We start from the raw sequence: 308 nt of genomic DNA on the forward strand, positions 1-308 counted from the left end.
GTCTCGATCCGGGCGTCGAGGGCGTTTTCGTTGAGGGCCTCGCGGACGGCCTGTTCCAGGCGGTCGAGGCCGTCGCCCGAGGCGGCGCTGACGATGATCGAGTCGTCGTGGTGGGCGCGGAGCACGTCGAGGAACGAGCGATCGGGGACGCGATCGGCCTTGTTCAGGACGAGGATCGTGGGATGCTCTCGCAGGCCGATCTCGTCGAGCACGGCGTTGACCGCATTGATCTGGGCCTCGGCCTCGGGGCTGGATGCGTCGACGACGTGCAGCAGGAGGTCGGCCTGGCGGGCCTCTTCCAAGGTGGC

General features: G+C 68.8%; 1 pseudogene. It reads right to left on the minus strand.

The window, feature by feature from the left end:
- Window positions 1-308, minus strand: a pseudogene (locus tag AB1L30_RS03870) (GTPase HflX); the annotation flags it as partial.

The organism is Bremerella sp. JC817 (assembly GCF_040718835.1).
Taxonomy (GTDB): domain Bacteria; phylum Planctomycetota; class Planctomycetia; order Pirellulales; family Pirellulaceae; genus Bremerella.